The organism is Pseudosulfitobacter pseudonitzschiae (genome assembly GCF_002222635.1).
Classification (GTDB): domain Bacteria; phylum Pseudomonadota; class Alphaproteobacteria; order Rhodobacterales; family Rhodobacteraceae; genus Pseudosulfitobacter; species Pseudosulfitobacter pseudonitzschiae_A.
In genome coordinates, this window is record NZ_CP022418.1 from 248,612 (window position 1) to 273,374 (window position 24,763).

Genomic DNA, 24,763 nt, shown 5'->3' on the forward strand with positions numbered 1-24,763 from the left:
CAGTAAGGGCACTTTTTGAGAGGGAAAGGAGTGTTGGTTTGAAGGTGACGGGAAGTGAGATCGGGAGAGTTGCTTCCGGCGCCCGTCGTGGAGAAGATCTAATGACGAAAGCTGTCCAGAAAATCACCCTGTCCCCGTCCCGGGATATCCCTTTCGACAAGCTGGTGCTGAGCCAGTCCAACGTGCGGCGCATCAAGGCTGGCGTGTCTGTCGAGGAACTGGCCGAAGACATCGCCCGCCGCGGTCTGTTGCAGAGCCTGAGCGTGCGGCCCGTGTTGGCTGACGAGGGGACCGAAACCGGCAAGTTCGAGATCCCGGCCGGTGGCCGCCGGTTCCAAGCATTGTCCTTGCTGGTGAAGCAAAAGCGGTTGGCGAAGACGACGCCCATTCCCTGCATCGTGCGGGATGCGGGGTCCGCGATCCTGGCCGAGGACGATTCCCTTGCAGAAAACATGCAACGCGTCGCTCTGCACCCGCTCGACCAGTTCCGCGCGTTTGTGTCACTGCGCGACAACGGTCAGAGCGATGCTGAGATTGCTGCCGCCTTCTTCGTGACGCTGCAAATCGTGAAGCAGCGCCTCAAACTTGCCTCCGTCGCCCCTTCCCTGCTTGATATCTACGCCGAGGATGGCATGACGCTGGAGCAGCTCATGGCCTTCACCGTGAACCCCGATCACGCGCGTCAAGTTCAGGTCTGGGATGTGATCCATTCATCCTGGAACAAGGAAACCATTCCAAATCCGGCGCATGCTGACCGAGACCTCGGTCCGGGCGTCCGACCGACGCGCGGTCTTTGTGGGTGTTGAGGCCTATGAAGCGGCGGGCGGCACGATGTTGCATGACCTCTTTCAGGGCGATGACGGTGGCTGGCTCGAGGACCCTTCCCTGCTCGATCGGCTGGTGACGGAAAAACTCCAGGCCGAGGCTGAGACGGTTGCGGTTGAGGGCTGGAAGTGGATCGAGGTCGCGCTTGACCTGCCCTACGGCTACAGCCACGGCCTGCGGTCCCTGTCCGGTGATCCGGCACCGATGACGGATGACGAAGGTGCGGCTCATGCCAAGCTGCTCGACGAGTACCGGGCGCTCGAGGAGGAATACGCAGGGCAGGATGAAATCCCCGACGAGATCGACACGCGGCTTGGCGTGTTGGAAGCAGAAATGGAAAAGATCGAGTCCCGGCCGTTGATCTTCGACCCCTTGGAAATCGGACGGGCAGGGACGTTCGTCACGCTCGACCGCTACGGCGCGCTGGCAGTCTATCGCGGGTATGTGCGCCCAGAGGATGAGCCCGTTGAGGAGACTGCGGTCCAGGATGGTACTGATCCTGCGGTGGCGGGGCAGGGATATTATCGTGATCTCACCGATGGCCATGGCAGTGCCGCTCATGGCGGAACCGTCATCATGTCGGGTGGCCAGCCGATCGGAGCTGACTTGCCGGAGGATGAGGATGACGGAGCGCTGAAGCCACTGCCCGAGCGGTTGGTCATGGAGTTGACGGCCCATCGGACGCTGGCGCTGCGTGAAGCGATCGGGCGCTCGCCGGATGTCGCGCTGACGCTGCTGCTTCTGAAGCTGGTGACGGACACCTTCCGCAGCTCCTCCGCTTCGGGCAGCTGTCTCGAGGCATCCGTGCGTCTGGTCTACATGTCGGCGCAGGCGCCCGATCTGAAGGACAGCGTGGTGGCCAAGCTGGTCGACGAGCGTCACGCGGAATGGGAAGCCGATCTGCCGCTTGGCGATGATGCGGCACTCTGGGACTATCTGACGGTCCTCGACCAGGGCAGTCGGCTGGCCCTGCTGGCGCATTGCCTCAGCTTCGGCGTCAACGCGCTGCATGAGAAGGTGAACCCTTACGGGGCAGGCATCTCTGCTGGCGGTCTGACCCGGCGTATGGCGCACGCCGATCTCGTGGCGCGTGCCACAGGTCTCGACATGGTCGAGGCGGGCTGGGAGCCGACGGTCGACACCTATCTCAACCGCGTGCCCAAGGTCCGCATCCTCGAGGCGGTGCGCGAGGCGAGAGGGGAGGGGACTGCCCAGCTTCTCGATCACCTGAAAAAGGGCGAGATGGCCAGTGAGGCCGAGCGCTTGCTGAAGGGCAGCGGCTGGTTGCCCGAGGTCCTGCGCCGGAACGATCTCGTGGCGCTGGACGATGAGGACCGTGCCGAAGGGCAGGGGGCGGATGCCGAAGTAGCTGACAGCGTCAGTGAGGCTGAACTTCCCGCGTTCCTGACAGATGACCTGCCTGCTCAAGGCGCGTCGATGCTGGCCGCAGAGTAACCTGATCCAGAAGGGGGCGGGTACTCTGTCCCCAAAATCACCCTATAACGTAACAATATCAATAAGATGAGTGCGAGTACTCGCATTCGGAATGAGGAATCATGTCTGCAACAACCATCATCGCCACCGCACCCCTCGGGGCGCTCATTCGTTACACAGACGGCAGCCCCAAGCCGCCGGCGCGCTTCACCAAGAAGTTGGCAGCTTGGGAGCGCTCGAACGGCGTCGGCCGCCTCGTGAAAAAGGAACCACCCCGGCCCTATCCGACATGGACGGCTCCCGCGTCGTTCATGCTGCATGAAGGTAACTTCTCCTCGGACGGGGTGATCACCGGCGTTTCGCAAAGCGATGACGCCGTAGTCACCATCATGCGCAGCCATTCTGCTGACAGCGCCCTCGTCTTCGAGGTGACCGAGGACCCGAAGCCCGGGCAGGTGCGCGTGCTTCTGGACTTCGGCGGCGACACTGAGCTGCTGCATCTGGCGGAGTCCGTCACTGCGGCCGAGCTCTGGATCGCCAAGGAAGGATACCGCAATGCGTGACTTGAAATCGTCGGCGATGAAAACAGCGAAAGGGCAGGGGGCGCGGATCTGGCCGCCTGAGCCCAACTGAAACCGAGGGGCCCGTCAAAGCGCGGGCCTCTCATCCATCACAACCTTGTCCTTTGAGTTCGCGGGGCGCCTAAGGAACCATCCCCAAGGAAGGACGTCTCCAACCAAGAGCTTGGCCGGGAAGCTGGAGGCAAAAGCATCGGTGGGACAACAGGCTCCAGTCGTCAGGGGACCATCCCCCGCTCGCCATTCCCTTCCTTGGCCCGAATCCCGTCTTCGAGATCAACCCACGAGGGGTCGGACTACGGGCGAGCCCGTGCCGCCGGGCGGCTTCGGAGCAAGTCCGAACTCACCCGGTGATGTCAGCCAGTATTCGGGCCTTCGCGTCGACGACATGCGTCGATCCCTCGCCGCCACGCTCATGGTCTCGATCGTCGTCTTCCAGGCAGGGGATGGAACCTTCAGCGCGGTCCCCGCCGATGAAATCGATGGCGACGAAGTTCATGTGCTGGTTGAGATTGACCCGTGGGCTTAGGCCCACGGTTACCTAGGCAGACTCACGCGGAGGCGCAGACACGCCTACTGCAGCGTCGCCGCGCTCTCGCGCGGCACCGGTGAGATATCCGTAACAGCGGACCGTCGAAGGAACATCGCCGATCCGCTGAAAGCCACGATATCGCCAGAGGAACTGCGACTGCTACAACGTCAGGATGAACGGCGTCGCCTGTTGTCAAATATAACATTACTTTCCCGCGCATAAATGAGTTGACTCATCAATTGCCTTTGCTAGTGTGTCTGAAGTTGATTCATCAACTGGCTGTCCTTGGGAGGGGATGGCGTCATCCTGGGAGGAAGTCATGAACCGTATTATCACAGCGGCGCTTGTCGCCGCGATCAGCGTCGCCGCTTCAAGCGCGGTCTTTGCCGACACGATTAAGGTGGGTGTCATTGCGCCGTTCTCCGGTCCGTTTGCCATATATGGCAAGCAATACCGCGAAGCGATTGAAACCTATGTCGCGCAGAACGGAACTGCCGCAGGCGAGCACGAGATAGAATTTATCTACAAGGATGTCGGCGGTCCGAACCCTGACAACTCGCGCGCTCTGGCGCAGGAACTGTTGATCCGTGAGCAGGTTGATTACCTCGCCGGCTTCACTTTCACACCCAACGCTTTGGCTGTGGCGCCGCTGATCGAGCAGAGCCAGACCCCAACAGTCATTTTCAACGCCGCTACCTCTTCGATCAACAAAGAGAGCGGTTATTTCCTACGTACAAGCTACACACTCTGGCAGGTGTCCGCACCGCTGGCCGAGTGGGCTTACGATCAGGGCATGCGAACGGTTGCGATAACCGTTTCCGACTATGGCCCTGGAATTGATGCCGAGAATGCGTTCAAGGCGGCATTCGAGGCCAAGGGCGGAGAGGTGGTGGACGCCATCCGCATGCCACTTTCGACCACTGATTTCACACCGTTTATCCAGCGTGTGCGGGATGCTGATCCGGATGCGGTCTTCACTTTCCTGCCGGGCGGTCCGCCAACGTTTACCTATACAAAAACCTATAACGAGAATGGCCTGGCCCAGGCCGGGATCAAGTTCCTGGGCACAGCCGAAACGGAAGAAGTCAACCTGCAGGGGTTGGGCGACGACGCTATTGGGCTGACCACAGCCTATCACTACTCCGGCGCACATGACTCCGACATGAATCGAGACTTCAAAGCGAAACTGACAGAGCTCTTCCCGGATGCGGTCGCGAATTGGGCTTCGGTCGGGGCATATGACGGCACGCATCTGATTTACCAGATGGTTGCGGCGGCAGGCAGCGACGGACCTGCGGCGGTGGAGTCGGCGCTTGGTCTGGAATGGGAAAGCCCGCGTGGGACCGTCAAGATGGACTCGGACACCCGCACTGTCATTCAGAACGTTTACATCCGTGAAGTGGAACGCGACAGCACCACTGGTGAGTTGGTGAACCGCGAAAAGGGTGTCATCGCCACAGTCGGGGATCTGGGCTGGACCCAATAACCCTGAGGCGGACCGGTGCTGCACTGGTCCGCAACTACCGTTCGACGGTCTGATCCAACACCGGAATGATCCTATGACATTATTTATGAACATCGCCGTGGACGGGATCGCCTACGGGATGATCCTTTTCATGATCTCGGTAGGGCTGTCGGTCACGATGGGACTGATGCGTGTCGTGAATTTGGCCCATGGCGGTTTTGCCCTGCTCGGCGGCACATTTGCGCACTGGTTTACCCAAGAACTGGGCTTGCCTTTCTGGCCCGCAGTTCTGTTGGCGATCATGGCCACGATCGCTATTGCACTGCCGCTCGAGCGAGTGATTTATCGGAGGATCTATGGTTTTGGTGACCTGCAGCAGGTGCTCGCCACGATCGGTTTGACCTTTTTAATGATCGCCTCGGTCAATTACTGGCAAGGGTCGTCGCTCCTCAGCATTCCATTGCCGGAGAACCTCAAGCAAAGCGTCGATCTTGGCTTTCGCACGCTGCCGGTACATCGGCTCGTGGTCATCACGGTCGGTCTGGCCGCGATACTCGGACTCTGGCTGCTTCTGGAGAGGACGCTGTTCGGCATCCGCCTGCGCGCCGCCGTGGATAACCGGGGTACCGCGTCGGCGTTGGGGATCGACACCGACTGGATCTTCATGGCTGCCTTCGGGCTGGGGGCCGGGCTGGCAGCCCTCGGCGGGATATTGGGCGCCGAGATCCTGCCGATAGATGCCTATTACCCGGTACGCTACATGGTCCTGTTCCTGATCGTGGTCGCCGTCGGCGGCATGGGCTCCATCGCGGGGTCATTCATCGCCGCGCTGGGGCTGGGAACGCTCGAAACCGCGACCCGGTATCTCGTGCCGGATTACGCCACCATCGTCTTCTTCACCTTCGTCATCGTCCTGCTGGCTGTGCGCCCGCAAGGCCTACTTGGGAAAGCACACACATGAAAACCTGGGGACCGCCTCTACTGCTCATGACGCTCATGGTCGTGCTTTACTTTGCGCTGCCGTTCAACCTGGCGTTTTTGACACGCATTCTGATCATGATTGTACTTGTTCTGTCGCTGGATCTGGTGCTTGGCCATGCGGGCATCGCCACGCTAGGTCAGGCAGCCCTCTACGGCGCCGGAGCCTATGCCGCCGGGCTTTTTGCCATTCATGTCTGGGCAGATCCCCTGGCCGGTCTGTTGGTCGGGATCGGGGCGGGCGCCATCCTTGCCTTTGTCTCGGGGCTTGTGCTGATGCGCACGCAGGGGCTGACACTGATCATGCTGACGATCGCGGTGGCCTCGATCTGTCTGGAAATCGCCAACAAGGCCCGTGATGTGACTGGCGGTGCTGACGGCCTGCGCGGCATCCGCATGGAGCCGGTGCTGGGCCTCTTCGCCTTCGATTTCATCGGCAAGACCGGGTTCTGGTATTCGCTGGCGGTGGCTGCGCTGGTTTTCCTGTTCTTGGCCTTTCTGACCCGCGCTCCGTTTGGCCTGTCGCTACGCGGTATCCATGAAAGCCAGGACCGTATGGCCGCCATCGGTGTGTCCGTCTATTGGCGCAGGGTTACGGCCTATACAATTGGCGGGGGCATTGCCGGGCTTGCGGGGGCGCTTGCGGCCCAGATCACGCAGCTTGTCAGTCTTGAAAGCTTCTCGTTCACCCTTTCGGCTGAGGCGCTCATCATGCTTATCCTAGGAGGGACCGGCCGTTTGTATGGTGCGATTATCGGCACCATGATCTTCATGTTTGTGCATCATTGGGCGGCAGCGAACGATCCTTTCAACTGGCTTTTCGTCATCGGTGTTCTTGTGTTGTCGGTCGTCTTTTTCCTTCCCAAGGGGATCATCGCGGCACCACCTGCGCTTGCCTCGCTTTTCAAGGGAGGGCGCCATGCTGGGTCTTGAAGTCCGGGGGTTGTCCAAGCGGTTTGGCGGTTTGACAGTGGCCGAGGATATCGACTTCGATCTGAGACCGGGTGATCGCAAGGCGCTGATCGGTCCCAACGGCGCAGGCAAGAGTACTTTCTCGAACCTTGTAACTGGCATCATCGCCCCGTCTTCCGGAACCATCCGGTTTGATGGCAGCGACATCCGTTCCTGCAACGAGGCTCAGCGCGTCAAGCTGGGGATCGCCAAGACCTTTCAGATCACCAACCTATTTCGCGAACTCACCGTGCGCGAGAACCTGCGCCTGCCGATCCTGGAACGAAAAGGCAAAGGCTATCGCTTTTTCAAACGCGCCAATAGCGATACCAGGATCGAAGCCGAAGTTTCTGCCCTTCTCGAACAATTTGCCCTTGCAGCTTTGGCCGACACCAAGGTGGCCGATCTCGCCTATGGGCAACAACGCCTGATAGAGCTTGCCCTGACCTTGGCGCTCAAGCCGCGCGTGCTGATCCTTGATGAACCGGCAGCGGGGGTGCCTTCGTCGGAGACACATTTGATCATCGACGCTTTGGAGCGGCTACCTGCTGACCTAGCGGTCTTGATTATCGAACATGATATGGATCTTGTCTTCCGCTTGGCCAGCCAGATCGTTGTGCTGGTCCAGGGCCGCATCCTCACCGAGGGCACGCCTGCTGAGATCGCGGCGAACGAGAGGGTCCGTGAACTTTACCTCGGAGGTAGCCATGACTGACGGTCTGATCCTGTCAAACGTGACTGCGGGCTATGGCCCAACCTATGTCTTAGATCGCGTGAACCTTTCATTGCTTCCCGGCGACCGTTTGGCCGTGATTGGACGCAATGGCGCGGGCAAGACCACACTTTTGTCGACGATTATGGGACTGGCGAAGCTGCATAACGGCTCAATCCAGCTTCATGGCAAACCGATACAGGCATTGTCACCTCATCAACGATCAAGTCTGGGGCTGGGTCTTGTGCCTCAAACGCGCGATATTTTCCGGTCCCTTACGGTCGAGGAGAACCTGCTTGCCGTAAAGCGCGGCACCGCCACACTGGATGAGGCCTACAGCATGTTTCCTCGCCTCAAGGAACGTCGCAAGAATGGTGGAGGACAGTTGTCAGGAGGCGAACAGCAGATGCTGTCCATCGCGCGCACGCTGATGACCGGTCCTGAAATCCTGTTGCTGGATGAGCCGCTCGAAGGGCTTGCGCCCGTCATCTGCGAGCAACTCATGCAGGTGTTCGAGAATATCGCAAGTGATGGCCGCCGTTCTGTCGTTTTCGTCGAACAACACGCCACCGCGGCTCTTCGATTTGCCGACCGCGCTATCCTGATGGCCAACGGCGCCATCGTCCACGAAGGACCAGCCGCAGATTTGCTGGCCCGTCCCGATCTGCTCAACCGCCACATCGGCGTTGCGCTCAGCACTTGAAAGGACAGACCATGACCTTGATCGAAGGCCATCGCTCGCTGACCCCGGATGCGGGCATTCCCGTTCTGGACATCGACCCCTATGCCGACGCAACGCTGCGCAATCCCACGCCGTATTACACCGCGCTGCGTGATGCAGGGCCGCTGGTTTATGTTCCGCATTACAATGTTCTGGCGGTGGGGCGCTACGAGGAAACGCGTCAGACATTTTCGGATCATGAAACCTTTGTCTCTTCGCGCGGCATCGGCCTGAACGACTTCAATCTCGAAAAGCCGTGGCGTCCGCCCTCGATCATTCTTGAGGTGGACCCACCGGATCACACAAAGACCCGTAAAGTGATGTCCAAAGCGCTGTCGCCAAAGGTCGTGCGAACTCTGATGGACGATTTTCTGGCCACGGCAGAGGCGCTGGTGGACCGTCTTTTGGAGCAATCCGAGATCGAAGGGGTCGCAGATCTGGCCGAGGCCTTTCCAACCGCGGTCTTCCCGCGGGCTGTCGGCATGAAGGACGTCAATCCGCGCCACCTTGTCGACTACGGCGCTATTGTTTTCAACGCCGTCGGACCAGACAATAGTCCGCGCCGACAAGCGATGTCGCGTGCAGCCGAGGTGGGCGGATGGATTTCTGCAGCCTGCGCTCGGGGTCGTCTGACCGATGATGGCCTTGGGGCGCAGGTATATGCTGCGGCTGACGCAGGTGAAATCACGTCGGACGAGGCTGGAATGCTCGTCCGATCATTTCTCTCGGCCGGGGTGGATACCACGGTTACGGGTATCGGCAACGCGTTGTGGTGCTTTTCGCAGAACCCATCACAATGGGAGGCGCTGAAGGCCGACCCGTCACTGGTCCGACCAAGTTTCGAGGAGGTTTTGCGCTATACCTCCCCTGTGCACACCTTCCTACGCACCGCCAACATCGACACCCACATCGCGGACCATCCGGTGCCAGAGGGTGCCAAGATCATGTGCGTTTTGGGGGCAGCTAATATGGACCCTGTCAAATGGGGTGATCCAGATGTCTTCCGCGTCGACCGCAGGCCCACCGGACATATGGCTTTTGGTGCCGGTATCCACGGATGTGTTGGGCAGAACATTGCAAGAGGCGAACTGGAGGCTTTGTTGTCGGTTCTAGCGCGCAAAGTCGCCCGGATCGAACCCGCAGGTGACGCCGTCTGGCGACCGAACAACGCCATTCGCGCACTTGACCGGCTCCCTTTGAAACTGATCCCGAACTGAAGAGAAATACTATGATCAAAGTGACCTACATCCAGCCTGACGGCCGTGAGGCAACTGTAAAAGCCCGCCCCGGCGATAGCGTAATGCAGACCGCGCTGAACAACAACGTGCCCGGTATCATTGCTGAATGCGGCGGCTCCATGGCGTGCGCCACTTGCCATGTCTACGTGGCCGAGGCGTGGCAGACTCAAGCCGGCGCCCGAAAGGACGGCGAGGAAGACATGCTTGATTGTGCCATGTCCGAAATGAGGGACACCTCGCGCCTGTCTTGTCAGATCAAGCTGACCGAGGCGCTTGATGGATTGCGTGTATACCTTCCGGAGGAACAGGGGTGACATCTGGACGGATCGTCATTGTCGGAGCTGGTCAGGGCGGACTTCAAGCTGCGGTTTGTCTTCGCCAGGAAGGGTATCTAGGTCCAATCACTCTGATCGGCAGCGAAAACCATCTCCCTTACCAACGTCCGCCGTTGTCAAAGGCTTATCTCAAGACCGGTCAAGCTGATAGCCTGCGATTGCGGCCGCTCAGTTTTTTCAACGATCAAAATATCACTCTTCTGCTTGGCAATGCGGTCACCAATATAGATCCTGCAACGCAGCAGGTGGCGCATTGTTCTGGCACCCTCGTCTACGATCATTTGATCCTTGCCATGGGCACCCGCAATTTGCGACCGGACATTCCCGGCCTTGAGCACGCGTTAGACCTGCGCACTTTGGACGACGCCGAAAGACTGAGGCTGGCAATGATTGATGCACACAGCGTAGCTGTTATCGGCGGTGGCTTCATCGGACTTGAATTTGCCGCTGTTGCGCGCGGCTTAGGCCTGCAAGTGACTGTGGCCGAGGCTGCCCCGCGCCTTATGGCCCGCGTCGTTTCCCCGCAGATGTCAGAGCACTTCTTGAAACTGCACAGGGCCATGGGCACCACCATAATGCTCAACGCTTCGGTTTCTCAGGTAAACGCTAAGGGGATTGTCGCATGCGGCAGCACTGTGAAGGCGGATCTTGTGGTCTTGGCGGCAGGTGTGCGCCCGAATACGGAATTGGCACAGCAGGCTGGACTTGCCATTGATAACGGTGTGCGCACTAATGCTCATCTGCTGACCTCTGACCCAGCCATATCCGCGATTGGTGATTGCGCTGCCTTTCCCGATCCGGCGACCGGCCGTCTAGTGCGCCTTGAAAGTGTACAGGCGACGACAGACCACGCCAGGCTGATTGCCCGCAGGCTTACCAAGGGATCTTCTGACAAATACACCTCTGTTCCATGGTTCTGGTCGGATCAGGCCGAAAACAAGCTCCAGATCGCTGGCTTTGCCACGCCTGGGGATGTCGCCATCATGCGAGCCGACGGTGCCGTTTTTTGTTTCGAAGGGGATTATCTCTCGGCTGTTGAAACGGTCAACGACCCGCGCACCCACATGCAAGCGCGCCAACTCTTGGTAGGCGGGGCTCGTCCCACTCGTGACATCCTCGACAACCAGGGCTATGAAATCTCACCGATCCAGAGGTGACGATTGTGACGCGACCGCAGAAGATAGAACAACCGATCGAACGCATCTCCAGCTCGACACGAAAGCGTGACGGCGTGGTTATTCTTGATATCGATCATTACGCTCCATTCCTACTCAATGCGGTCAGCAACGCATGGGGACGAAAAACTTCGGCGATATATCGCCGTGACTTTGGCTTGGGACTTGTTGACTGGCGCGTTATGGCCATGCTCAATATCGAACAGGGCATTACAGCCAGCCGGATCTGCGATGTAATCCGTCTTGACAAGGCAGCTGTCAGCCGATCTCTCAAACAGTTATCCGAACAGGGTCTCCTCCGCTCCGAACAGCTTTCAAACGATCCGCGAAAACGACTGTGGTGGCTTTCGGAGTTGGGCCTAGAAACACATGAAGCAGTGCTCCTCGTGGCCCTTTCATGCGAAAAGAAACTCGTCACTGGTGTATCACCCACGGATTTGGAGATCTTTCTGAGGGTCATGCGACAAATGCTTACCAACATCGATCCCAAGTAGGGGTGGAAGTTTCACCGGTCCGGCACACCATGCCTCTGCTTTCAGCGCATTTTGTCGGTCGCTCGAAGGGGGAAAGTCAGCCACTTTGACCGTCAGGTAAGGCCGCTCCTTTTCTTGCGCGGGTGCTAGGTCCGAATGACCGGATCAGGCAACGAGCAACCTCGGGCTATATAGCCGCAGGATTGGTGATCTTTCAGCGGATTTCGAGATCATTGGCAGTTGTGCTAGCAGACAGCGCCTCCACGAACCATTGCGGTTTAGGTCACCAACCGGACTAGGTTATCCACCCCGACATCCGCGCCGCGGCCCGGGCCAAGATGATCACGCTCGATACGATGAAGGCCTTCGCCGAGCACCCGAGCCAGGAGGCGCAGCGCGAGGTCTTCGAGGCGCTCACGAAAGACGGCGGCTATCTGCAGGCCTATACCGTCCGTCAGGCCCTCAAATCCCGCGGCGTGCAGGTCAGCGATGATATTGGGGCTTTCGTGCGCGAAGACTACGAGGCGCGCGGCGTCGCCGTCGCGGCTGACCTTCTGGAAGAGCATTCCGTGCTTGAGGATGCGGCTCTGGTCGAGACCATCTTGCTCGAGAAGCTCGGTGCAGCCGCCGAGGACGCCCGTATGAGGCTGGGCTTGGCGGATTGCGTGACCGGGCGATGCTGCATCTGGCCTATGCTGCGGGCTTGAGGGCGTCCGAGCTGCTCGCAGTGCGAATGGGCGATTTTCCTGAAGGCTCGTTTTCCAGCGTGCGGATTCTTGGCAAGGGTCGGCGGGAGCGGATTCTGCCGCTCTGGAAAGAGACCCAGGCCGCCATTCGCGCGTGACTGGCTGTCCGGCCAGGCGATGCGGGGCCGGAACTATTCCTGAACTGTGATGGTCGCCAGATGACACGGGACGGGTTCGCCTACAGGCTCCGGCAGCAAGTGGTGACAGCTGAACGCTCGGCGCCGTCGATCGCCGCAAAGCACGTCACCCCGCATGTGCTACGACACAGCTGTGCGATGCATACACTTCAGTCAACCGGCGATGTCCGCAAGGTCGCGCTCTGGCTCGGCCATGCCAGCATCCAGACAACGGAGATGTATCTGCGCGCGGACCCGACCAAGAAGCTCGCGCTCTTGGATGCCCATCAGCACCGTTGATCAAACCGGGCAAGTTCCGGGAACCCTCGGACAAGCTGATGCAGATATTGGCCATCGCCACGCAGCGTTCCTGACTGAACGCGTAACATTTGGCGTCCCGCGTCCGGCGGGGCGCTATTCCATCACATAGCCGAGCGCCCGATAGCCTGTTCGTCGCTTGGCCGCCATTCTGGACAGGACCGGAACCGAACTGTCGACATAGTCGACCACCAGGACGTCTTTCTTTCCGTCATGCTGCCGATGCAACCTGCCGACATATTGCGCCAGCGTGCCTTTCCAGGCGATCGGCATCGTCAGGAACAGGGTGTCGAGCCGCGCATCATCGAAGCCCTCACCGATGTAGCGCCCTGTAGCGAGGATCAGCCGTTCCTCATCGTCATCGACAGTCAGCGCCGCATGCGCGGCCTTCCGGTCCTTTGCGGACATGCCGCCGCGGAGCACGACAATGTTCTTCGCAAATCGGGAGAACCGGTCCTGAAGATACTGGAGGTGATCCTTCCGTTCGGTCAGCACGATCGGCGAGCGTTTGGCCTCCAGTGATTTCAGCACATCGTCGAAGATCAGATCGTTTCGAGCAGGGTCCTCCGCTAAAGCAGCATAAATTGCAGGTATGGATGGGCGCTCCGCCATGGCGAGGGGCTCAGGCAAACGGAATCTCGTGTGACGTTCACGCGCCCGATGGTGAATGCCACTTTCGGCGGCCTGCGATTTGGCGCTCACCTGATGGCGCACGGGGCCGCATTGCATGAAGATGATCGGATGATGTCCGTCTTTTCGGGCGACGGTCGCCGACAACCCGGTGACGTAGCGCGCCTTCGATCTGCGGGCGACCAGTTCAAAGCTTGACGCAGACAGATGATGGCATTCATCGACGATAAGGTGTCCGTAGTCGGCAGCAATGTCGTCTACTTCGCCTTTGCGGACCAGGCTCTGGATCAGCGCCACGTCGATCACACCGGTAGGTTTGCGTTTGCCGCCGCCGATGGTGCCGATCAGCTTCGGGTCGATCTGCAGAAAGGACTTCAGCCGCTCGACCCATTGGTTTAGCAGTTCCCGGCGGTGAACCAGCACCAGTGTATTGCGTGCACGGTGTGCGATCAGCGCCGAGGCCACGACCGTCTTGCCGAATGCGGTCGTGGCGGCAAGCACACCGGTATCATGTTCGGCCAGGGCGTCAAACGCTCGCGTTTGCGGCGGGCGAAGTTCGCCACGGAAGCGGACCGTCTCCGGCAAGCGGGTTCCGTCTGCACGTAAATCGTCCAGGTCGGCTGTCGCACCGTGATCGGACAGGAACCCGATCGCTTCGTCGAAGCAGCCGCGCGGCAGGGCGACGTGTCGGGGATGCAGTTCGGCACAGGACACAATTCGCGGCTTGCCGAATGTCGGCAGCCGCATCGCCTGGGCGCGATAGAATTCGGGGTTCTGGAACGCGGCCAGCCGGACCAGTTGGGCAATCATGGCCGAAGGCAGCTCTGAGCGGTCGAGATAGATCTGGTCTGCGACTGTCACCTTGATGGTTTGCGGGATGGGCACATCCAGACGTCGTGGCGTGCTGTGGCGTGACGGAGACATCTTCCAGGGCTCATTCGCCTGTTCGTCATCCACCGGCATGCGCACGCCCAACACCCGCCCGGAAAGCTCCGCCGTTTCGACGAGGTCACTCACCGCTGACGCCGACATTCTCGGCAGGGAAGACAAAAAGGCCCACTGATCGTCAAAGGGCCGCATTCCCGCGTCCACAAAGACGCTGTTGCCAGCCTTGCGCGCAGTGTTCTGAAGCGGCAGTGCGATCAGATTGCCGAAACCGCCGAGCGGCATGATATCCTGGTTTGGAAACAGCCGGTCATAGGAGGCAAAGCCAATCTCCGGCCGCCTTTCCATCGTTTCCGTGATCAAAACCGATCCGAGCTGGCGCGCCAGACGGGCGGACACGGGTTCTGAGAAGAAGATCCAGACATGACCGCCGTTGCCCGATCTCGACCGCTCCAGCGCTGCAGGGACTCCCTTTGCTCGACAGGTTTCCAGCAGCGCACTGGCGTCTTCCGCCCAGGATGCCTTGTCAAAATCCGCAGCAAGAAACCAGCATGTATCACCCTGGAGCAGCGGGTAGACGCCCGCGACAAAATCCCCGCTGCGTCCATCATCACCGCGCAGGTGTTTTTCCATGATGCACTCATTCGGCGGGATGAACTTCTGATGTGGGCACTCGCCGCATTTGACCTTCGGCTTGCCGCAAATGTCTTTCACCCATTCGTTGGCACAAGCAGGCGAATATCCTGAGCGTTCGGTCTTCCTGTTTTCCCACCGCACAGGAAACACGTCAGGCCGACCGGCGAATAGACTTCGGAACAGATCGACCTTTTCATGCGACGGCGAACTGTTCGTCACCGGAGCGTCCTCGAAGGAAGGCTGTTTCACGGCTGGCGCGTGCTCAGCGGCGAGGCGAACCTCGAGGGACGCCATTTCGCGCTGAAGCTGCTGCCGTTCGGCATCCAGATTGGCTAGACGCGCTCGAACCCGCGCCATTTCCGCCTCGATGTTGCTCTTTTCTGCCACCGCGGTTTCCACCCAATCCTTTCCGTCCCGTCCAGCATAAATCGGGAAAGCGGCTCGCGTAAGCAGGCTTTCCCGATCGTCAGCACGGCCGCCGAGCGGAGAGTTGGAGGGGGAGTTCATGGGGGATGTCCTTCTGCGGTTGAGAGCAGAGGCATCATGATTATCCAAAGTGGAAACCCGAAAATGAATTAGCAGAATAACAGGTTGAAATCCCGAACTTCGCATAACGGTGACGCGGCATATTATGTCTTGGGCTATCTCGAACAGGCCTTCCCGATTCATGCGCAAAAGCTGGTCGAGATCGACGGCAATATGGTGGCGGAACCTTTGCGGGAGACCGGCGCGCTGGTTGTCTCCCGCGAGGCGCTCGCCCTGCGCGATGCGGCCATGATGGAGTTGATGACGCTCGCCCCGATCCCCTCGGCGCTCGACCAGATCCTCTGGGCCTTTGGCGACGAGGCCGTGGCTGAATCTCAGCACCATCCTCGACGATTACAGCCGCTACATCATTGCCTGGAAACTCTGCACAAACATGCGTGCTGAGGATGTCACCAACACGATCGAGTTGGCCCTGGCAGCATCAGGCTGCGACCGGGCCGTGGTCCGACACAAACCCCGTCTGCTCAGCGACAACGGATCCTGTTACATCTCTGGCGATCTGGCCAAATGGCTGGAGGATCAGAAGATGGACCATGTTCGCGGAGCGCCATTCCACCCGCAAACCCAGGGCAAAATAGAACGATGGCATCAGACCATGAAGAATCGTGTTCTGCTGGAGAATTACTACCTGCCCGGTGATCTCGAGCGACAGATCGGGGACTTCGTCGACTACTACAATAACCAGCGTTACCACGATGGGGTGGTTGCCGTCCTCCCCAAACGGCATCGCAATGTGCCAAGAAGGTGGTGTTAAAGCCACTAAACAGGAAAGGACGGCAACCGTGACAGAGGATACAATGATTGGGATCGACCTGGCAAAGAATGTTTTCCAGATTCATGGAGCATCGATGGCGGGGGTGGTGAAGTTCCGCAAGAAGCTCACACGCTCGCAGTTTCACAAATTTATGGTAGAACAGCCTGCGACCATTGTCGTGATGGAAGCGTGTGGCAGTGCGCATTTTTGGGCGCGGGAGATGGTCAACCTCGGCCACAAGGTAAAACTAATCGCCCCACAATATGTTCGGCCGTTTGTAAAACGCCAGAAAAACGATGCAGCTGACGCCGAGGCGATCGTGATCGCGGCGCAGCGACCGGAGATGCGCTTTGTGGAACAGAAATCTGAGCGCCAGCAAGCTCGTGCGATGCTGTTCCGGGCCAGAGAACAGATCGTCCATCACCGCACCGAGTTGGTGAACGCGCTGCGATCTCATTTGTACGAATTCGGTCTCGTGGTTCCGCAGGGGATTGGCCATGTGAAACGCATTGAGGCGATCATTAAGGATCCCGACTGTAATCTGCCGGATCTGGCTCACGAGGAATGTCTCGACCTTCTTGACCAGATTGCCGAAACCACGGCGCGGATCGATGCTAAGACCAAGAAGATCAAAGAACTGGCCGCCGAGACGGACACCGCGCGTCGACTGCAGACAATGCCGGGGATCGGGCCACTTATTGCTCTTGCTATCGAAGCCTTTGCGCCGGCCATGGAAACGTTCCGGTGCGGGCGCAACTTCGCAGCCTGGCTAGGTCTCGTCCCGCGCCAGCATTCCTCGGGCGGCAAGGAACGCCTGGGAGCTGTCTCGAAGGCGGGTCAAGCCGATATCCGCAGGTTGCTGATCATCGGAGCAATGTCGAGACTGAATTGGCTTGGGCGCAAATCTATCCCCCCGGGATCGTGGCTGGAGCGGATGCTGGCAAGAAAACCCAAGATGCTCGTGGCGATCGCTTTGGCCAACAAAATGGCGCGTATGATTTGGGCCATGCTAACAAAGAAAGAGGATTATCGGGAACCAACGCAGGCTGTTGCTGCTTGACCAAAGTGCAGCGAGCGATCACCTGACGTTGGAAGAAGGATGTGAGAAGACGATGACCTGAATGGGCAAAATGATCGAACAGATCTGGACCGGGAAAACCAGGTTTAGGCTCCGAACCGAAAAAGTTCGCACGAGAGAATTGGACCCGATCCGCAGATCACCATACCGGCCAGCGGCTCCTGAAAATGCCGCGAATGAAGGCCTGACAGAAGACCGCACTCGATCACATGTTCAAAGGGAACAAACTTCTTGCATCAAGGGCGGCAACCATCACAGAAGCCTGAACAACGTCACACCCGCTGACGTCTACTTTGGCCGGGACAAAGTCATTCTGAGAGAAAGGGAGAAGATCAAGAACCTGACGATCCGACAGCGCCGCTTGCAACATCTAAAACAAGCAGCATAATCAATCACACAACCGAACCAGAGCCTCCAATGTTCAAGCTGCTCTAATGTCCCATTTTATATGACGACGGACAGTTGTTTCCTTCTTCTTTGCAGCAGACGCCGCAGCTGAGCTAGCTTTGAAGCGGAAGCTGTCGTTGCCGGTCTCAAGGATGTGGTAGCGGTGGGTCAGGCGGTCGAGGAGTGCGGTCGTCATCTTGGGGTCCCCAAAGACGGTGGCCCATTCGCTGAAGCTCAGGTTTGTGGTGATGACGACGCTTGTCCGTTCGTAGAGTTTACTCAGCAAATGGAAGAGCAATGCTCCGCCTGATGTGCTGAACGGTAGGTAGCCAAGTTCGTCTATTACCCGGCAGGCGCATGCAAAGCATGCTGCCGAGAGGGCAAGATCACGAGATCCAGGCGGGTGCCTACAGTTGACAAGAAGTGAAACACACCACATCCTAACTAGATGCGAGAGAGGAAGTAACGTGGATGAGTGGGGCCAGCCCGGTAAGATTAAACATCAGGTTGAGCCGCAGATCGACACCAGACAGATCCGAATTTTTCTTTCAGTTCTCGAACTCGGTAGCGTGACTCGGGCCGCCAATGCGTTAGGTATCACACAGCCAGCGGTCAGTCAGGTTCTCAGGCGATTGCGTGATATGACAGACGATCCTTTGCTCGTGCGCAGCGGCTCCAAATTGATCCCCACCATTCGTGCCGAGGAAATGTTGGGACCCTTGCGCACATCGCTCAAGACGATTGATGCGGCGTTCCAGAGCGACCAATCCTTTGATCCGGCGCGGGACGATCTTGTGTTTCGCATCGCGTCGGCGGATTGCATGGAGGCTTTTTTTCTTCCGCGTTTCATCTCTGAAATTCGCAAGTCTGCCCCGAATGCCCGCATCCACCTGCGATCAATCGTTTCGGGATATGACTACGCGATGGCTCTTGAAAAAGGCGAGCTTGATCTTGTGATCGCAAACTGGCCCGGCCCGCCGGGGAATTTGCGCACGGTACGTTTGATGACCGATGAAATGGTATGTATTGTCGGTCCCGACCATGATCTCAAAGAGACTGAGCGGGTTACGCTGGACGACTATATGGGTCTGGAACATGTGGCTCCCTCACCATTTTCCCCAAGGGTGCAAGGCCCGATCGACGGAAAACTGGCCGAACTGGGCCTGTTTCGAAACATTCGTGTCATTGTGCCAGAGTTCAATATCGTTCCCTATGTCCTGATGTCGACCGATCTTGTGTTTACCAGCAGTGTCAGTTTCGCGCGGCATTATGAATTGTTTCTACCAATCCGTTCCATACCGGCACCACCTGAATTCGGCACGATGCAGTTCTATTTATTATGGCATGAACGGGCGCAAGCCTCGCCGATGAACCGTTGGCTGAGGGCGGAAATGATCCGCATCGCGCGCGATCTGGAATAGCAGTGATCGGGTGCGTTTGCGGCAGGACAATATCCCCTCCGTTCGATTGCCTCACAAACATAAGCGAATCAATATAGAGTCCTTCATTGATGGCGACTTTCGCTAATGACTGTTTTTGATCAACCTCACTCTTACCAAACGTAAGCCAAGCAGGGCGTCTTCCCTGTTGGCCGATGCGAAAAAAAGAGGAGGCTCAACGTCATGAGCGTTGAAAATCAGTCCAAACAAGGCCGCTGGGCCGGACGTAGCTCTGAGAAAGATGTGATCCGAGATAAGATTTGGAAGCTGCTAGAGGACGAAGGCCAGAATGTCGGCCCCGCTTGGAGCCGTATTCCAAACTTTGTCGGTGCTGATCTGGCCGCCAAGCGGCTATCTGAACTAGACTTTTGGAAGAGTGCCAAAGTCGTCAAATGCAATCCCGACCCACCCCAGATCCCCGTGCGGCTACGCGCACTTTACGACGGCAAGCTGCTCTATACACCGGTGCCGGAACTGGTCGAGGGATTCCCATTCGTATTGCTCGACCCGGCCAAGCTGGAGGCGGACGGTGTCCAATTCGAACTGGCCGCGACGTCGCAGGGTGCGGTGGAGCATGGCCAGCCGGTCAGCTTTCAAGAGATGCAGCCGATGGACTTGATCGTCGTGGGCTGTGTTGGCGTCACCCGCATTGGCGGGCGCACGGGCAAGGGGGGCGGCTTTGCCGATCTTGAATTGGGGATTTTCCGTGAATTGAACAAGGTGCCGGATCATGCTGTCATCGTCACTACGGTCCATTCCTCGCAGGTGGTCGAGGACGATGCGATCGTGATGATGGCGCATGATTCAGCACTAGAATGGATTTGCACCGAGCAAGAGGTCATCCAGACCAAATCCCCCTATCCACAGCCCACCGGCGTCGCCTGGGACGTGGTTCAGCCTGATCAGTTAGAGGACATCCCGTTCCTCAAAGAACTCAGGCGCACTCTGTCATAATATCAAAAATTCGGGCGATCCCGGTTACTTTCAATCGGGGCCGTCCCCAAAAATATATAAATACTACCCAACAAGGAGATAGAAAATGCAAAATCGCAGACGTCTTGTGCTTGGAATCACATGTGCCGCCATTCTGCCGTGTGTGGGGTTTTCGATAAATGCCGCATCGGCAGACACCCCCCTGCGCGTTGCACTGATCATGACGGGTCCGATCACCGATGGTGCTTGGGCGCAGCTTGCCTATGAAGGGCTGAGCGCGCTTGATGAGCAACCCGGCTTTGATACCGGCTATGCCGAAAACGTTAGTCAGGCGAACCTGATGCAAGTCGTGCAAGGGTACGCCGATGATGGCTATGATCTGATTATCGGACATGGCTATGAATTCGGTTCGGCCTTTGTCGAGATCGCACCGGACTACCCAGACCAAAATTTCTTTGCCTCAACCTTCAAGCCCGAAGGCGAGGTCCCCGAGAACACCCGCTATATCGACATGGCCTATTTTGATGCCGCTTACGGTGCTGGCGTGCTTGCAGCGTTGCTGTCCAAAGAGGGCAAGGCCGTTGGCTTTGTCGGCGGCGGCGACAACCCGACGCAGCAGCGCATGATGGCCACCTATATTGGCGGTGCAGAGGCAACACGCCCCGGTCTGATCGGGCTGGGCATCATCACAGGTGACTATGACAACGCTAGCAAGGGGTCCGAGGCATCGGCGGCGATGGTCGCGCGCGGGGCCGATGTGATCTGGCACGGTGCGAATGTGACCGGGTTAGGCGCAATTCAGGGCGCTGTTGCACAGGGCGCAACGGTGTTGGGCTGCTACTCTGACCAGACCGAAGTCGCGCCTGCGTCGATGGGCACCAGCTTTGTGATGAATTTGGGTTGGATGGTCAACGAGGTGGCGCAATCCGTAGCGACCGACACATTCGAGGGCGGCGCTGAATGGCAGCCGACCGTGACCCAAATGTGGTCGCTTACCGCCGGATCTGCAGGCGATTACAATCCTGATATCGTGTCAGAGGATGTCTGGGCAGATTTCCAAACCGTGTGGACCGGATTGGGGGACGGCAGCATTGATGTCTCACAATTGGTAAAGTGAGCCAACCTTCGTCTCTAGGCTGACATTGGAAATTTCGGGGCTGGTGGACGGCCCCGGGTACTCCAACCATGACAGGACAAAAATGATGGACCCTTTCCTGAGCGCACGAAAAATCGTCAAACAATTTCCTGGCGTAATGGCCAATGATCACGTGGACTTTGACGTCGAGCGCGGCGAGATCCACGCGCTGCTTGGTGAGAACGGCGCTGGAAAAAGCACGTTGATGCAAATTCTCTACGGGCTTTACAGCCGCGACAGTGGCGAGATCTTGGTGGATGGCAGCCCGGTCGAACTGGCCACACCAGCCGAGTCTATTCAGGCCGGTATCGGGATGATCCATCAGGAATTCATGTTGGTGCGAAAGTTCAGCGTGACAGAGAATATCATTCTGGGCCTGAAGGATGACGACCATGGCGGGCATCTTGATCTGGCCACTGCGTCGGCGCGGATTTCCAAGCTTTCTGCCTCATACGGGCTTCAGGTTGATCCCAACGAGATCATCGAACATCTGCCGGTTGGGGTGCAGCAACGGGTCGAGATCCTGAAACTGCTCTACCGCAAGGCGACCATGTTGATTCTGGACGAACCGACAGCGGTTTTGACGCCGCAGGAAACGAAGGCCTTCTTTAAGGTGCTGCGCAAACTGGCGGCGCAGGGCCACGCTGTGGTGATCGTTACCCATAAATTGCACGAGATCATGGAAATATCCGACCAGGTGACGATTATGCGTGACGGCCAAGTCGTTACATCGGTCGCGACGCGCGACAGTTCAGAGGCCGAACTTGCGCGTTTGATGGTAGGTCGTGATGTTGAACTCGGCACGGATCGTGCCACCCAAGTGCTCGGCGCACCCGTGCTTGATATCGCCAATCTGACGGTCAAGGACGAACGCGGGTACACGGCGGTCCACGATCTGTCGTTGGTTTTGCACGCAGGCGAAATCGTCGGGCTGGCCGGTGTCGACGGAAACGGGCAGTCGGAACTGGCGCAGGCCTTGATGAACCTGCGCCCCGTCCAGTCGGGGCAGGTCACGTTGCTGGGCCGGGATATAACCCACGCCAGCCCCGCTGCTCACATTGCCGCGCGGCTGGCCTATGTTCCGGCGGACCGGCGCCATGTGGGTACGGTCGCGGAACTGCCGATCACAATGAACGCAGTTCTAGGCGATCAGGGGTCTTATACCGGCCGGCTTGGTCTGCTTGATTTCGACCGCATCCGTGACTTTACCAAAACCCTGATGAAACGGTTCGACGTGCGGCCTGACAACCCGGACTATAGTGCTGGCAAGCTATCGGGTGGCAATCTGCAAAAGGTGCAGATGGGGCGCGCGATCTCGGCTGACCCCGTGGCGATGATCGTCGAACAACCGACGCGGGGGCTGGATGTCGGCGCGATCGAAGCGGTCTGGGGCGAAATCCTCGCGCAGCGAGATGCGGGCAAAGCGGTGTTGTTGATCTCTGCCGAATTGCAGGAAATCCTTAATCTGGCTGACCGGATCGCGGTCATCTACGAGGGCCGGATCGTGGGAATCCTGAGCGCCGATCAGGCGGAGATCAGCCAGATCGGGCTCATGATGACCGGATCATATCACACTACTGAAAACGGAGCCCACCATGTCACTGCTTGAACGTCGGATAAAACCGGCAGATTCGCCGCGTGCGATAGCCATTGCTACGATCCTGTCGGTACTGGCCGCCCTGATCATCGGCGGTTTGCTGTTCCTGCCTTACGGTGCCAATCCATTTTCGGCCTATGCCGCCCTGTTCAACGAAGCGTTCCTGTCGTGGCGTGGCTTCGGGTTTACGCTGGTCAAGGCCGCGCCGCTGATATTGGTGGGGCTGGGCACGGTCGTGGCGTGGCGTACCGGTTTTGGCTATCTGGGCTTTGAGGGCTGCTTGCTGATCGGTGCAGCAGCATCCACCATCGTTGCGCTAAGTGCAGCCGAGGGTGGCGCACTGGCCGGAATTCCCTCTTTTGTGTTCCTACCGCTTGCGACATTGGCGGCCCTGTTGGCGGGTGGGCTTTGGGCCGGAATTATCGGGCTATTCAAGGGCCGGTTTGGTGGCAACGAAGTGATCACATCTCTGATGATGAACTATGTCGCGATTCTGCTGGTACAATATCTGGTTTCGGGACCGCTGCGGGCCTCGGGTGGATTGCCGCAGACCCCGAGATTTGAACGCGAATACTGGTTGCCGCTGTTGTTAGATGGCAGCCGAGCGCATGCTGGAATCCTGATTTCGCTGCTGGCAGCCGCAATCGTCTGGGTGGTATTGATGCGGTCGCGTCTGGGGTTCGAGATGATCGTCACCGGCCTGAACCCAAAAGCCGCCAAATTCGGTGGAATCGAGGTTGGACGCCGCCAGATGATGGCCGCTTGTCTGGCGGGTGGGCTGGCTGCGCTGGCGGGCATGGTCGAGGTACTGGGCGTACATCACCGGCTGATGGATGGCATGTCCGAGGGAACCGGTTTCATTGGCATCGTGGCAGCGTTACTCGGCAAACTGCATCCGCTGGGCGTCGTGATCGTCTCGCTGCTTTATGCCGGGATGACCGTTGGGGCGGATGCCATGCAGCGACAGGCCGGTCTGCCCGGATCCATTGTCTTTATGATCCAGAGCATGATCCTGCTGTTCATCCTGACCAGCGATCTTTTCCGCTACTACCGACTGCGTTTACCCAGACGTCGTACTCCGCTGAAGGAGACCCGGCATGGAGCTTGATTTTCAAACCACAGCTGTTCTGACCGGCTGGCTGGCTGCAACAATACGTCTTGCGGGACCGTTGTTGCTGGCAGCCTTGGGCGAGCTGTTCGCCGAGCGGTCAGGCGTGCTTAACATCGGCATCGAAGGAGTGATGCTGTTGGGCGCGCTTGCCGCCTATCTGGCGACTTGGGTGTTCGGCAGCCCGTGGATCGGGGTGTTGGCGGGGATGGCATCGGGGTTGGCGTCCGGTCTGTTCCTAGGCTTTATGTATGTCACGGTGCAGGCCAGCCATGTGGTCGTTGGCATTATCTTCAATATTTTTGCACTTGGCCTTGCCAGCTATGTCTACCGGCTCGCCTTGTCCGGTGTGTCCGGGGTCCAAACCGTTACTATGTTTACTGCGGCCAAAGTGCCGTACCTGTCGGACATTCCCATTCTCGGCCAAGTTCTATTCTCGCATACCCTGCCGCTCTATCTGACCGTACTGATGGTGTTTGTGGCTGCGTTCACGCTTTACAGAACCGCGTTCGGATTGAATCTGCGTGCGGTGGGCGAGAACCCGCGGGCTGCGGACACGGCGGGGATTAACGTGACGCGGTATCGCTATGGGGCAGTCATCATATCGACTGTGGCATCCGGTGCGGCTGGTGCCTATCTGGTGTTGGCCAACGTCGGCCAGTTTCGCGAGACGATCATCTCGGGGCAAGGATTCATTGCGCTCGCGATTGTCATTTTCGGACGCTGGAACCCATGGCTGGCAGCACTGGCGGCACTGGTCTTTGGGGCCGCGGACGCGCTTCAGCTGACACTGCAACTAATGAACACAGGCGTCCCGCCTCAATTATTGCTAGCCTTGCCGTATCTTCTGACAATCATCGCCATGTCGGGGTTGATCGGTAAAGCCAACCAACCGGATGCCTTCATGCAGCCCTATAGAAAGGAATAGGGTAGACTGGATCCTCAAATTGTGGGCTCTTAGGGGATACCGTTAAGTGCGCAGGCCGCCATAACCTGTGGACTGGCAGGGCCAAGGATCTGATATTGCTTTGCGGTTTA

The 24,763-nt window shown here is 58.4% G+C and carries 19 protein-coding genes and 7 pseudogenes; 23 read left to right on the forward strand and 3 right to left on the reverse strand.

Translation table 11 applies throughout. The features are described 5' to 3' along the window. Positions 1-101: 101 nt before the first annotated feature. Positions 102-2,280: pseudogene (locus SULPSESMR1_RS22080) on the forward strand (ParB/RepB/Spo0J family partition protein). A 101-nt stretch (positions 2,281-2,381) separates the two neighbouring features. Further along, a complete protein-coding gene (locus tag SULPSESMR1_RS22085) occupies positions 2,382-2,822 on the forward strand; it encodes a hypothetical protein (RefSeq protein ID WP_089423211.1) in 441 nt (146 codons plus the stop codon). Positions 2,823-3,180: 358 nt separating this feature from the next. Here SULPSESMR1_RS22085 and SULPSESMR1_RS25300 read toward each other — a convergent pair whose 3' ends face one another. Beyond that, on the reverse strand, positions 3,181-3,336 hold the full coding sequence (locus SULPSESMR1_RS25300; protein WP_162791866.1) for a hypothetical protein: 156 nt from the start codon (positions 3,334-3,336) through the stop codon (positions 3,181-3,183). Between the two features lie 352 nt (positions 3,337-3,688). Here SULPSESMR1_RS25300 and SULPSESMR1_RS22095 point away from each other — a divergent pair, with 352 nt between their 5' ends. The 11 genes and pseudogenes from SULPSESMR1_RS22095 to SULPSESMR1_RS22145 form a co-directional block, all read left to right on the forward strand. Beyond that, positions 3,689-4,855: an ABC transporter substrate-binding protein gene (locus tag SULPSESMR1_RS22095; protein ID WP_089423213.1), complete on the forward strand. Its 1,167-nt coding sequence runs from the start codon at positions 3,689-3,691 to the stop codon at positions 4,853-4,855. A 73-nt stretch (positions 4,856-4,928) separates the two neighbouring features. Then, on the forward strand, positions 4,929-5,795 hold the full coding sequence (locus tag SULPSESMR1_RS22100) for a branched-chain amino acid ABC transporter permease (RefSeq protein WP_089423214.1): 867 nt from the start codon (positions 4,929-4,931) through the stop codon (positions 5,793-5,795). After that, complete coding sequence (locus tag SULPSESMR1_RS22105) at positions 5,792-6,745, forward strand: branched-chain amino acid ABC transporter permease (protein WP_089423215.1); 954 nt, start codon at positions 5,792-5,794, stop codon at positions 6,743-6,745. The genes SULPSESMR1_RS22100 and SULPSESMR1_RS22105 overlap by 4 nt, the downstream gene beginning before the upstream one ends. Then, positions 6,732-7,478 (forward strand): ABC transporter ATP-binding protein, encoded by a 747-nt coding sequence (locus SULPSESMR1_RS22110; protein WP_089423216.1) that lies wholly within the window; start codon positions 6,732-6,734, stop codon positions 7,476-7,478. Before SULPSESMR1_RS22105 ends, SULPSESMR1_RS22110 begins: the two co-directional genes overlap by 14 nt. Continuing rightward, a complete protein-coding gene (locus tag SULPSESMR1_RS22115) occupies positions 7,471-8,178 on the forward strand; it encodes an ABC transporter ATP-binding protein (protein WP_089423217.1) in 708 nt (235 codons plus the stop codon). The genes SULPSESMR1_RS22110 and SULPSESMR1_RS22115 overlap by 8 nt, the downstream gene beginning before the upstream one ends. 11 nt (positions 8,179-8,189) lie before the next feature. Further along, entirely contained in the window at positions 8,190-9,413 is a 1,224-nt protein-coding gene (locus tag SULPSESMR1_RS22120; protein ID WP_089423218.1) for a cytochrome P450, read from the forward strand. A gap of 11 nt (positions 9,414-9,424) precedes the next feature. Beyond that, positions 9,425-9,748 carry a 2Fe-2S iron-sulfur cluster-binding protein gene (locus SULPSESMR1_RS22125; protein ID WP_089423219.1) on the forward strand — a complete coding sequence of 108 codons (324 nt, stop codon included), beginning with the start codon at positions 9,425-9,427 and terminating at the stop codon, positions 9,746-9,748. Next, positions 9,745-10,926 carry an NAD(P)/FAD-dependent oxidoreductase gene (locus SULPSESMR1_RS22130; RefSeq protein ID WP_089423220.1) on the forward strand — a complete coding sequence of 394 codons (1,182 nt, stop codon included), beginning with the start codon at positions 9,745-9,747 and terminating at the stop codon, positions 10,924-10,926. Before SULPSESMR1_RS22125 ends, SULPSESMR1_RS22130 begins: the two co-directional genes overlap by 4 nt. A gap of 5 nt (positions 10,927-10,931) precedes the next feature. Next, complete coding sequence (locus SULPSESMR1_RS22135) at positions 10,932-11,438, forward strand: MarR family winged helix-turn-helix transcriptional regulator (protein ID WP_240311234.1); 507 nt, start codon at positions 10,932-10,934, stop codon at positions 11,436-11,438. A gap of 278 nt (positions 11,439-11,716) precedes the next feature. Continuing rightward, positions 11,717-12,076 (forward strand): annotated as a pseudogene (locus tag SULPSESMR1_RS22140) (ParB/RepB/Spo0J family partition protein); the annotation flags it as partial. Further along, positions 12,076-12,653, forward strand: a pseudogene (locus SULPSESMR1_RS22145) (tyrosine-type recombinase/integrase); the annotation flags it as partial. The pseudogenes SULPSESMR1_RS22140 and SULPSESMR1_RS22145, both read left to right, overlap by 1 nt. 40 nt (positions 12,654-12,693) lie before the next feature. On the opposite strand, the gene SULPSESMR1_RS22150 reads toward SULPSESMR1_RS22145, so the two are convergent. After that, entirely contained in the window at positions 12,694-15,105 is a 2,412-nt protein-coding gene (locus SULPSESMR1_RS22150) for a TOTE conflict system archaeo-eukaryotic primase domain-containing protein (RefSeq protein WP_434223025.1), read from the reverse strand. A 273-nt stretch (positions 15,106-15,378) separates the two neighbouring features. Here SULPSESMR1_RS22150 and SULPSESMR1_RS22155 point away from each other — a divergent pair. The 4 genes and pseudogenes from SULPSESMR1_RS22155 to SULPSESMR1_RS25635 form a co-directional block, all read left to right on the forward strand. Further along, positions 15,379-15,606, forward strand: a pseudogene (locus SULPSESMR1_RS22155) (strawberry notch C-terminal domain-containing protein); the annotation flags it as partial. Beyond that, positions 15,599-16,012 (forward strand): annotated as a pseudogene (locus SULPSESMR1_RS22160) (transposase); the annotation flags it as partial. The pseudogenes SULPSESMR1_RS22155 and SULPSESMR1_RS22160, both read left to right, overlap by 8 nt. 64 nt (positions 16,013-16,076) lie before the next feature. Further along, positions 16,077-17,108, forward strand: a complete 1,032-nt coding sequence (locus SULPSESMR1_RS22165; protein ID WP_205387946.1) for an IS110 family transposase — start codon at positions 16,077-16,079, stop codon at positions 17,106-17,108. A gap of 268 nt (positions 17,109-17,376) precedes the next feature. Further along, positions 17,377-17,514: pseudogene (locus tag SULPSESMR1_RS25635) on the forward strand (IS3 family transposase); the annotation flags it as partial. A 33-nt stretch (positions 17,515-17,547) separates the two neighbouring features. Here SULPSESMR1_RS25635 and SULPSESMR1_RS22175 read toward each other — a convergent pair. Beyond that, positions 17,548-17,859: pseudogene (locus tag SULPSESMR1_RS22175) on the reverse strand (ATP-binding protein); the annotation flags it as partial. Positions 17,860-17,926: 67 nt separating this feature from the next. Here SULPSESMR1_RS22175 and SULPSESMR1_RS22180 point away from each other — a divergent pair. From SULPSESMR1_RS22180 to SULPSESMR1_RS22205, 6 genes are all read left to right on the forward strand, one after another. Next, positions 17,927-18,934: a LysR family transcriptional regulator gene (locus tag SULPSESMR1_RS22180; RefSeq protein ID WP_089423223.1), complete on the forward strand. Its 1,008-nt coding sequence runs from the start codon at positions 17,927-17,929 to the stop codon at positions 18,932-18,934. 201 nt (positions 18,935-19,135) lie between these two features. After that, complete coding sequence (locus SULPSESMR1_RS22185; RefSeq protein WP_089423224.1) at positions 19,136-19,906, forward strand: 5-formyltetrahydrofolate cyclo-ligase; 771 nt, start codon at positions 19,136-19,138, stop codon at positions 19,904-19,906. Between the two features lie 85 nt (positions 19,907-19,991). Further along, positions 19,992-21,002: a BMP family protein gene (locus tag SULPSESMR1_RS22190; RefSeq protein ID WP_089423225.1), complete on the forward strand. Its 1,011-nt coding sequence runs from the start codon at positions 19,992-19,994 to the stop codon at positions 21,000-21,002. An 82-nt stretch (positions 21,003-21,084) separates the two neighbouring features. Continuing rightward, positions 21,085-22,629 carry an ABC transporter ATP-binding protein gene (locus SULPSESMR1_RS22195; RefSeq protein ID WP_205387947.1) on the forward strand — a complete coding sequence of 515 codons (1,545 nt, stop codon included), beginning with the start codon at positions 21,085-21,087 and terminating at the stop codon, positions 22,627-22,629. Next, complete coding sequence (locus tag SULPSESMR1_RS22200; RefSeq protein ID WP_089423226.1) at positions 22,616-23,725, forward strand: ABC transporter permease; 1,110 nt, start codon at positions 22,616-22,618, stop codon at positions 23,723-23,725. Before SULPSESMR1_RS22195 ends, SULPSESMR1_RS22200 begins: the two co-directional genes overlap by 14 nt. Further along, positions 23,715-24,653, forward strand: a complete 939-nt coding sequence (locus SULPSESMR1_RS22205) for an ABC transporter permease (RefSeq protein ID WP_089423227.1) — start codon at positions 23,715-23,717, stop codon at positions 24,651-24,653. Before SULPSESMR1_RS22200 ends, SULPSESMR1_RS22205 begins: the two co-directional genes overlap by 11 nt. Positions 24,654-24,763 lie beyond the last annotated feature (110 nt).